8 protein-coding genes are annotated in these 9,246 nt (G+C 69.4%); 6 read left to right on the plus strand and 2 right to left on the minus strand.

What is annotated here, in order from left to right:
• From P3W75_RS18710 to P3W75_RS18725, 4 genes are all read left to right on the plus strand, one after another.
• A partial coding sequence (locus tag P3W75_RS18710) for a hypothetical protein (RefSeq protein WP_276228810.1) occupies positions 1 to 312 on the plus strand: 312 nt, incomplete at its 5' end.
• 125 nt (positions 313 to 437) lie between these two features.
• Positions 438 to 1,172: a substrate-binding periplasmic protein gene (locus P3W75_RS18715; RefSeq protein ID WP_276228811.1), complete on the plus strand. Its 735-nt coding sequence runs from the start codon at positions 438 to 440 to the stop codon at positions 1,170 to 1,172.
• Between the two features lie 158 nt (positions 1,173 to 1,330).
• On the plus strand, positions 1,331 to 3,052 hold the full coding sequence (locus tag P3W75_RS18720; protein ID WP_276228812.1) for an ABC transporter permease: 1,722 nt from the start codon (positions 1,331 to 1,333) through the stop codon (positions 3,050 to 3,052).
• A 9-nt stretch (positions 3,053 to 3,061) separates the two neighbouring features.
• On the plus strand, positions 3,062 to 4,378 hold the full coding sequence (locus tag P3W75_RS18725; protein ID WP_276228813.1) for an ABC transporter ATP-binding protein: 1,317 nt from the start codon (positions 3,062 to 3,064) through the stop codon (positions 4,376 to 4,378).
• A 12-nt stretch (positions 4,379 to 4,390) separates the two neighbouring features.
• Here P3W75_RS18725 and P3W75_RS18730 read toward each other — a convergent pair whose 3' ends face one another.
• Together P3W75_RS18730 and metR are read right to left on the minus strand one after the other, a co-directional pair.
• Positions 4,391 to 4,618, minus strand: a complete 228-nt coding sequence (locus P3W75_RS18730) for a hypothetical protein (protein ID WP_276228814.1) — start codon at positions 4,616 to 4,618, stop codon at positions 4,391 to 4,393.
• Positions 4,619 to 4,674: 56 nt separating this feature from the next.
• Positions 4,675 to 5,595 (minus strand): transcriptional regulator MetR, encoded by a 921-nt coding sequence (gene metR / locus P3W75_RS18735; RefSeq protein WP_276228815.1) that lies wholly within the window; start codon positions 5,593 to 5,595, stop codon positions 4,675 to 4,677.
• Between the two features lie 117 nt (positions 5,596 to 5,712).
• Between metR and metE the strand changes: the two genes are divergently transcribed.
• Positions 5,713 to 8,013 (plus strand): 5-methyltetrahydropteroyltriglutamate--homocysteine S-methyltransferase, encoded by a 2,301-nt coding sequence (gene metE / locus P3W75_RS18740; RefSeq protein WP_276228816.1) that lies wholly within the window; start codon positions 5,713 to 5,715, stop codon positions 8,011 to 8,013.
• Positions 8,014 to 8,164: 151 nt separating this feature from the next.
• Positions 8,165 to 9,160 (plus strand): alpha/beta fold hydrolase, encoded by a 996-nt coding sequence (locus tag P3W75_RS18745; protein WP_276228817.1) that lies wholly within the window; start codon positions 8,165 to 8,167, stop codon positions 9,158 to 9,160.
• Positions 9,161 to 9,246: the final 86 nt, after the last annotated feature.

Below are 9,246 nucleotides of genomic sequence, written 5' to 3' on the forward strand. Positions count from 1 at the left end.
GCCGACTACACAGAACTGCAGCGCGGCTCGGTGGACTGCGTGCTGATTTCACTGCCGCAATGGCGGGAGGACTCGCTGGAAACCCTGGCGGTGCTGCACCGGGTGACCCGCGACACCGTGATCCTGTTCAGCGGGTTCGACACCCAGGGCGCTGCGGCCGCCGAGACGAAGCCGTGCAACGCGCTGCGCCAGGCGCTGGACGCGATCGGCTTCACCAGTATCGGCCACCACCGGCTCACCCCCGTGGCCGGCTCGCCTTGTGTGCATATCCTGCGCAAGCAAGGCCCGGAAGCGCAGCGCCTGAACCACTAGCGGGCGGATTCCGGAGCGCCAGGCAATCGGGTCCAAAGCACCTCGAGATTGGCGCAAACACCCGAGACAGACACCTCGCGACCCGATAGGCTGTGACCGCCATTGCTTGTCGAGGTCGTCGCGCCATGAAGTTCCTGATCGGTTGCCTGCTCCTGCCTTGCGCCCTCGTCGCCAGCGCAGCCGACCTGAGGATGCTCGCCGACGTCCACCCGCCGTTGCAGTTCGTCGACCACCAGCAGCTCGCCGGCTATGGCGTTGAGGTGGTGGAGGAACTGGCCCGGCGCGCCGGCGACACCCCGCATGTGGAGCAGGTGCCGCTGCTGCGCGCCCTGCGCGAGGCCGCCGCGCAGGCCGACACCGCGGCCTTCACGGTGCTCCGCACGGAAGAGCGCGAGGCGCGCTACCAGTGGGTCGGCCCCCTGCTGGACGCGGAAGTCGCGCTCTACTCCATGGGCCCCCGGCCGGCGCCATTGCAGAACCTGGCCCAGGCCCCCGGTGCCGGGCGCATCGTCCTGCCGCGCAAGTGGGTGCCCTACGCCTACCTGCGCCAGCGCGGCCTGGACAACGTCTACGGCGTGGAAAGCCCGGAACAGATGATGCAGCTGCTGCGCGTGGGCCGCGCCGACTTCGTGGTGGCCGACACCCTGACCATCGCCACCCTCGCCCGCGAGGCCGGCATCGATCCGGCGCAGCTGCATTACCAGTTGCCGGTGATGCACCAGGGCGCCTACATCGCCTTCTCCCCCGCCACCGACCCGCAACGGGTCGCGCGCTGGCAGGCGGCGCTGGAGAGCATGCGCGGCGACGACAGCCTGCGCGCCCTGAAAACCCGCTGGCAGCTGACCCGGGAAACCCGCTGAGGGCTGCGCTGCGCCCGGCGATTAAGGAATTCCTAAGCTTTTCCGCGTACTTAGTCGCCTGCGCAACGGCCCACCCGCGCGTCATGGCGACGTCGCAACGCTGGGCCATACTCGTTGTGCACGGACCGCCACCCGCCCCCTGACGCGAGAGACCCACCATGGCCCTCCAGTTCACCCCGTCGCCAGGTCTGCGGGACGCCGCGCCGAATCGCTGGGACTGGTACCTGCTGCCGCTGGTGCTGGCCCTGCTGGTGCTCGCCGCCTACGGCGCCATGCAGATGAGCCGGCCGTTCGTGGTCGGCCAGGCGCTGCCGATCTCCCTCGACCCGCTGTACCTGCCCTACTACCTGCTGCGCACCATCCTGCGGATGTTCACCGCGCTGGGCTTCTCGCTGCTCTTCGCCTTCCTCTTCGCCGCCATCGCGGCCAAGTACCGCGCCGCCGAGAAGGCCATGATCCCGCTGCTGGACGTGCTCCAGTCGGTGCCCATCCTGGGCTTCCAGGCCATCGCCATCGCGCCCTTCATCGCGCTGTTCCCGGGCAACCTGCTGGGCGTGGAATGCGCGGCGATCTTCGCCATCTTCACCTCCCAGGCCTGGAACATGGCGCTGAGCCTGTACCAGTCGTTCCGCAGCGTGCCGGCCGAGCTCAACGAGGCCGCGCGGATCTTCCGCCTCTCCGCCTGGCAGCGCTTCTGGCGCCTGGAGCTGCCCTTCGCCATGCCCGGGCTGCTGTGGAACATGATGATGTCGATGTCCGGCGGCTGGTTCTTCCTGGTCGCCGCCGAGGCCATCTCGGTGGCCGGGCAGGACATCAAGCTGCCGGGGATCGGCTCCTACATCGCGGTGGCCATCGACCAGCGCGACCTGGGCGCCATCGCCTGGGCCATCGGCGCCATGCTCGCCGGCATCCTGCTCTACGACCAGCTGTTCTTCCGCCCGCTGCTGGCCTGGGCCGACCGTTTCCGCTTCGAAGAGTCCCAGGGCGACACCGCGCAGCGCTCCTGGCTGCTCGACTGGGGCCGCCGCAGCCGCTGGCTGAGCGCGTTCAGCCGGCGCCTGGCGGACGCCTTCCAGGCCGCCATGGGCTGGTTCCCGCAGCGCCACGACGGCCGCGTCGCGCGGCGCCCCTGGCTGCGCCTGCCGGGCTGGTGGCCGCGCGCCTGGGACGCCCTGCTGGTGCTGGCCTGCGCCCTGGCGTTCGTGCGCCTGGGGCTGTTCGTGCACCAGGACGTCGGCTGGGGCGAGACCCTGCACGTGCTCGGCCTGGGGCTGATCACTCTGTGCCGGGTGATGCTGCTGATCGGCCTGGCCTCGCTGGTCTGGGTGCCGCTGTCGATCTGGATCGGCCTGCGCCCGCGCTGGTCGCAGAAGGTCCAGGCGCTGGCGCAGTTCCTCGCCGCCTTCCCGGTCAACCTGCTGTTCCCGCTGGTGGTCCTGCTGCTGGTGCACTTCCAGCTCAACCCGAACATCTGGCTGAGCCCGCTGATGGTCTTCGGCACCCAGTGGTACATCCTCTTCAACGTGGTCGCCGGGGCCTCCAGCATTCCCTACGAGCTGCGCCTGGCCGCCGACAACCTGGGCCTGCACGGCTGGCTGAAGTGGAAACGGGTGTACCTGCCGGCGGTGTTCCCCAGCTTCGTCACCGGCGCCATCACCGCCAGCGGCGGCTCGTGGAACGCCAGCATCGTCGCCGAGTACGTCAGCTGGGGCGACACCAGCCTGACCGCCACCGGCCTGGGCAGCTACATCAAGCAGATGACCGACACCGGCGACTTCCACCGCATCGCCCTGGGCATCGGGGTGATGTGCATCTACGTGATGCTGCTCAACCGCTTCTTCTGGCGGCGCCTGTACCTGCGCGCCGAAAACCGTCGCTGAGGATTGTCGATGAACGCCCAACCCCTGATCGAACTCAAGGCCGTCGGCAAGGCTTTCCAGGCGTCCGACGGCACGCCGCGCACGGTGCTCGAACACGTCGACCTGCGCCTGCACGAGCGCGAGATAGTCGCGCTGCTCGGCCGTTCCGGCTCGGGCAAGTCGACCCTGCTGCGGATCATCGCCGGGCTGGTCGGCGCCGACCACGGCGAGGTGAACTACCGCGGCCGGCCGATCCACGGGCCGGTGGATGGCGTAGCCATGGTCTTCCAATCCTTCGCGCTGTTCCCCTGGCTGACCGTGCAGCAGAACGTCGAGCTGGGCCTGGAAGCCCAGGGCGTGGGCCCGGCCGAGCGCGCGCGGCTGGCCGACGCCGCGCTGGAGCTGATCGGCCTGGCCGGCTTCGGCGGCGCCCTGCCCCGCGAGCTGTCCGGCGGCATGCGCCAGCGCGTGGGCATCGCCCGGGCGCTGGTGATGAACCCCGAGGTGCTGCTGATGGACGAGGCCTTCTCGGCCCTCGACGTGCTCACCGGCGAGACCCTGCGCGACGACATGCTGGAGCTGTGGGAGGAACACCGCATCACCACCCGCAGCATCCTGGTGGTGTCGCACAACATCGAGGAGACGGTGATGATGGCCGACCGCATCCTCATCCTCGCCAGCGATCCGGGGCGGGTGCGCTCGGAGCTGCGCATCGACCTGCCGCGCCCGCGCAACGCCGACTCGGCGGAAGTCCGCGCGCTGGTCGACGAGGTCTACGCGCTGATGACCCAGCGCCCCGAAGCCGTCGCCGCGGCCGGCGCGCCGCCGGCGGTGGAACTCGGCTACCACCTGCCCGACGCCGACGTGGCGCGCCTGGAAAGCGTGCTGGAGCTGCTCGCCGGCGAACCCTTCAACGGCCACGCCGACCTGCCGCACCTGGCCGAGGAAACCGAACTGCCCGACGACGTGCTGTTCCCGCTGTGCGAGGCCCTCGGCCTGCTCGGCCTGGCCCAGCTGGTGGCCGGCGACCTGAGCCTGACCCGCCAGGGCCGCAACTACGTCACCGCCCGCCAGGCGCGGCGCCAGGACCTGTTCGCGCGGCAGTGCCGGGGCCGCGTGGCGCTGGTCGGCTTCATCCTCGAGAGCCTGCGCGCCGACCCCGCCGGCAGCATCGCCGAGAAAGTCGTGCTGGACCGCCTGGAGGAGTCCATGGACACCGAGGAGGCCGAGCGCGTGTTCAAGGTGGCCATCGAATGGGGCCGCTACGCCGAGCTGTACGAGTACGACTTCCACACCCGCCGCCTGAGCCTGGCCCAGGAACAGGCCCCGGCGCCGCACGCGCCCTAGGCGGGCGCCGGCTCAGGGGCCGTCGGCGACGCTGATGCTGCCGCCGCGCACCTGTTCGGCGATGGCGATCAGCCGCTCGGCGTCACGCTGGAGAAAGGCGGCCATGCGCACCAGGTGCTCGGCCTGGGACGCCGGCAACTGCCCGGCGCTGCGACTCAGGTCGGTGGCCAGGCCCTCGTGGCGGAAGGCCATGTTCAGCAATTCGCGGCGCAGCCGCTGGCCCGCATCGTTCAACCCCATGGCGAAAGCTCCCAGGCGGTGGAGCCTTCAGCATAGCCGGCGGGCGCCGGTCGGGCTCAGCCCTTGGCGGCGCTGACCCCTTCGAGGGTGGCGAAGGAAGTGTCCTTGGCGGTGAGCAGGAAGTCGCGCATGAAGGGCGCATCGAGCATGTCCGCGCGGATCGCGGCGAACAGCGTGCAGTACAGGCCCTTCTCGCCGAGGCGCTTGGCGGTCACGTAGCCGCGCGAGCTGTACTCGTGCAGCGCCCAGTTCGGCAGGCTGCAGACGCCGCGGCCGGACGCCACCAGCTGCATCATCATCACCGTCAGTTCCGAGGTGCGCACCTGCGCCGGTTCGATGTCGGCCGGCTCCAGGAAGCGGGTGAAGATGTCCAGGCGGTCGCGGTCGATGGGATAGGTGATCAGCGTCAGGCTGGCCAGGTCCTCGGGCACCACGTAGGGCCGGCTGGCCAGGGCGTGGTGGTTGTCCACCGCCAGCAGCGCCTCGTAGGTGAACAGCGGCACGTAGGTGATGCCGGCGATCTCCACCGGGTCGGAGGTCACCACCAGGTCGAGGTCGCCCCGCGCCAGCGCCGGCAGCGGCGCGAAGGAGAAGCCCGAGGCCAGGTCCAGCTCCACTTCCGGCCAGGCGTCGCGGAACTGGTCGATGGTCGGCATCAGCCACTGGAAGCAGCTGTGGCACTCGATGGCCATGTGCAGGCGCCCGGCGGTGCCGCCGGCCAGGCGCGCCAGGTCGCGCTCGGCGGCGCGCAGCTGCGGCAGCATGCTGTCGGCCAGCTGCAGCAGGCGCAGCCCGGCGCTGGTGAAGCGCACCGGCTTGGTCTTGCGAATGAACAGCGGCAGGCCGAGGCGGTCCTCCAGTTCCTTGAACTGGTGCGACAGCGCGGACTGGGTCAGGTGCAGGCGTTCGGCGGCTTCCACCAGGCTGTCGGCTTCACGCAGGGCGTGGAGGGTTTTCAGATGACGAAGTTCGAGCATGGCGCCGCTTCCAACATGAGTAAAACTTGATTTCAATGCGAATGGATTGAGTTTGTCTCATGAAGCGCTGGCTGTCGACAATGTGCGCCATCAAATCCCGCATTGGAGACTTCCGCCATGGCACTGGCTCATTCCCTCGGCTTCCCCCGCATCGGTCGCGACCGCGAACTGAAGAAGGCGCTCGAAGCGCATTGGCGCGGCGAGCTCGACGAAGCCGGCCTGCGCGCCGTCGGCCGTGGCCTGCGCGCGGCGCACTGGCAGGTGCAGAAAGCCGCCGGCATCGAACTGCTGCCGGTGGGCGACTTCGCCTGGTACGACCAGGTGCTGACCCACTCGCTGACCTTCGGCGTGATCCCCGCGCGCTTCCGTCCGACCGACGGCAAGCCGACCCTGCGCACCCTGTTCGGCATGGCCCGTGGCGCCGCTGGCGACAGCTGCTGCGGCGGTGCCCATGCACAAGAGATGACCAAGTGGTTCGACACCAACTACCACTACCTGGTCCCCGAGTTCAGCGCCGACCAGCAGTTCGCGCTGAGCTGGGAACAGCTGTTCGAGGAAGTCGACGAGGCACATGTCCTCGGCCACAAGGTGAAACCCGTGCTGATCGGCCCGCTGACCTACCTGTGGTTGGGCAAGACCAAAGGTAGCGACTTCGACAAGCTCGACCTGCTGGAACGCCTGCTGCCGCTCTACGGCCAGATATTCCGGCGCCTCGCCGCGCAAGGCGTGGAGTGGGTGCAGATCGACGAACCGATCCTCGCCCTCGACCTGCCGCAGGACTGGAAGAACGCCTATGAGCGCGCCTACAACCTGCTGCAGAGCGAGCCGCTGAAGAAGCTGGTCGCCACCTACTTCGGCGGCCTGGAGGACAACCTCGGCCTGGCCGCGAACCTGCCGGTGGACGGCCTGCACATCGACCTGGTGCGCGCCCCGGAGCAGTACCCGACCATCCTCGACCGCCTGCCAAACTACAAGGTGCTGTCCCTGGGCCTGGTCAACGGCCGCAACATCTGGCGCTGCGACCTGGAAAAAGCCCTGGAGGTCGTGCGCCACGCCCACGACCGTCTCGGCGAGCGCCTGTGGCTGGCGCCCTCCTGCTCGCTGCTGCACTGCCCGGTGGACCTGGAACGCGAAGACCAGCTGGACGCCGAACTCAAGGGCTGGCTGGCCTTCGCCGTGCAGAAGTGCAAGGAGGTCGCGCTGCTGGCGCGCGCCGCCACGGAACCGCAGGCCACCGAGGTCGTCGCCGCTATTGAGCACAGCCGCGCCGCGCAGGCCAGCCACGCCGCCTCGCCGCGCATCCACAAGCCGGCCGTGCAGGCGCGCCTGGCCGCCATCGAGGCCGGCGACGCGCAACGCCAGTCGCCGTTCGCCGAGCGCATCGGCAAGCAGCGCGCCGGCCTCGACCTGCCGGCGTTCCCCACCACCACCATCGGCTCCTTCCCGCAGACCGCCGCCATCCGCCTGGCGCGCCAGTCGTTCAAGCAGGGCAAGCTGAGCCAGGCCGAGTACACCGAGGCCATGCACAGCGAGATTCGCCACGCCGTGCAGATCCAGGAACACCTGGGGCTGGACGTGCTGGTGCACGGCGAGGCCGAGCGCAACGACATGGTCGAATACTTCGCCGAACAGCTCGACGGCTACCTCTTCACCCGCTTCGGCTGGGTGCAGAGCTACGGTTCGCGCTGCGTGAAGCCGGCGGTGATCTTCGGCGACCTGAGCCGCCCGAAGGCCATGACCGTGGAATGGATCAAGTACGCCCAGAGCCTCACCGACAAGGTGATGAAAGGCATGCTGACCGGCCCGGTGACCATGCTGATGTGGTCCTTCCCGCGCGAGGACGTGTCCCGCGAAACCCAGGCGCGCCAGCTCGCCCTGGCCATCCGTGACGAAGTGGTCGACCTGGAAGCCGCCGGCATCCGCATCGTGCAGATCGACGAAGCCGCCTTCCGTGAAGGCCTGCCGCTGCGTAGGAGCGCCTGGGGGCACTACCTGGACTGGGCCACCGAAGCCTTCCGCCTGTGCGCCTCGGGGGTGCGCGACGAAACCCAGATCCACACCCACATGTGCTACAGCGAGTTCAACGACGTGATCGAGTCGATCGCCGCGATGGACGCCGACGTCATCACCATCGAGACCTCGCGCTCGGACATGGAGCTGCTGGAGGCCTTCGAGAAGTTCGACTACCCGAACGAGATCGGCCCGGGCGTCTACGACATCCACTCGCCGCGCGTGCCGAGCAAGGAAGACATGCTCGCGCTGCTGCGCAAGGCGGCCCGGCGCATCCCCGCCGAGCGCCTGTGGGTTAACCCCGACTGCGGCCTGAAGACCCGCGCCTGGCCGGAGACCGAAGCGGCGCTGGTGAACATGGTCGCCGCCGCCCGCGAGCTGCGCGGCGACCTCGCCAGCCTGGCCTGACACGCCAGCGGCGGGCCTTCGCGCCCGCCGCCGGGCGACGCCCGCGACCGTTCGGCAGCTTTCATCAAAGTGTCACCGTTACGTGGCAGAGCGACGCACGGAAATTCATCAGAATCGCCTTTCACTGGGGTTCTGCATTCCGGATTTTCTCATGCGTGCTTTTCTGCTGGCGCTGGCGCTCACGTGCCTGGCGCCCCTCATCAGTGTTGCCGGCGAACGCTGCGATCCACGGGTAGCCACCGAGACCGTGGACCTGGGCGACGTGCGCCTGGCCTACCAGAGCATCGGCTCGCCGAAGGACCCCACCCTGCTGCTGATCATGGGCCTGGGCGGGCAGCTCATCCACTGGCCCGACGAAGTGGTGCAAGCCCTCTGCCAGCAGGGTTTCCGGGTGATCCGCTACGACAACCGCGACGTCGGCCTGAGCGCCTGGCGGGTGCCGACGCCCAGCGCCAACCTCACCTATGAAGTGCTCCGCTACCGCCTCGACCTGCCGGTGAACGCGCCCTACAGCCTCACCGACATGGCCTGGGACGCCCTGCGCCTGCTCGACGCGCTGCACGTCGAGCGTGCCCACGTGCTCGGCGCCAGCATGGGCGGGATGATCGCCCAGCACGTCGCCGACCTGGCCCCGCAACGGGTCATCAGCCTGACCCTGGTGATGACCAGCTCCGGCGCCCAGGGCCTGCCGGCGCCCAGCGACAGCCTGCTGAAACTGCTGGCGCGGCGCGAGGCCGACAGCCGCGAACAGGCCATCGAACAGCAGGCCGACCTGCTCGCCGCGCTCGGCAGCCCGGAGGTGAAGGACGACCGCCAGCAACTGCAGCACCAGGCGGCGCAATCCTACGACCGCGCCTTCAACCCCGAGGGCGTGCAACGGCAGATCCTGGCGATCCTCGCCGAGCCCAGCCGCGTCGACCTGCTCAACCGCCTGGACGTGCCGACCCTGGTCATCCACGGCACCGCCGACCCGCTGCTGCCGGTGATGCACGGCGTGCACGTGGCGGCGCACATCCGCGGCGCCGAGCTGAAGCTGATCCCCGGCATGGCCCACCGCTTCCAGGAAGCCTTCAAGGCGCCGCTGCTGGCGGCGGTGCTGCCCTACCTGCGGGCGCACCAGGCGGCGGGACATGTAGCACAGCTGTGAGGCTCGCGCATGGCGCGCTCCTACGACGAGACACGGCACCAAAGTCACTGGGTCCCCGCGTTCGCGGGGATGACGGGTCAGGTACC

The sequence above is a fragment of the Pseudomonas citronellolis genome, from assembly GCF_029335315.1.
Taxonomy (GTDB): Bacteria; Pseudomonadota; Gammaproteobacteria; order Pseudomonadales; family Pseudomonadaceae; genus Pseudomonas; species Pseudomonas citronellolis_A.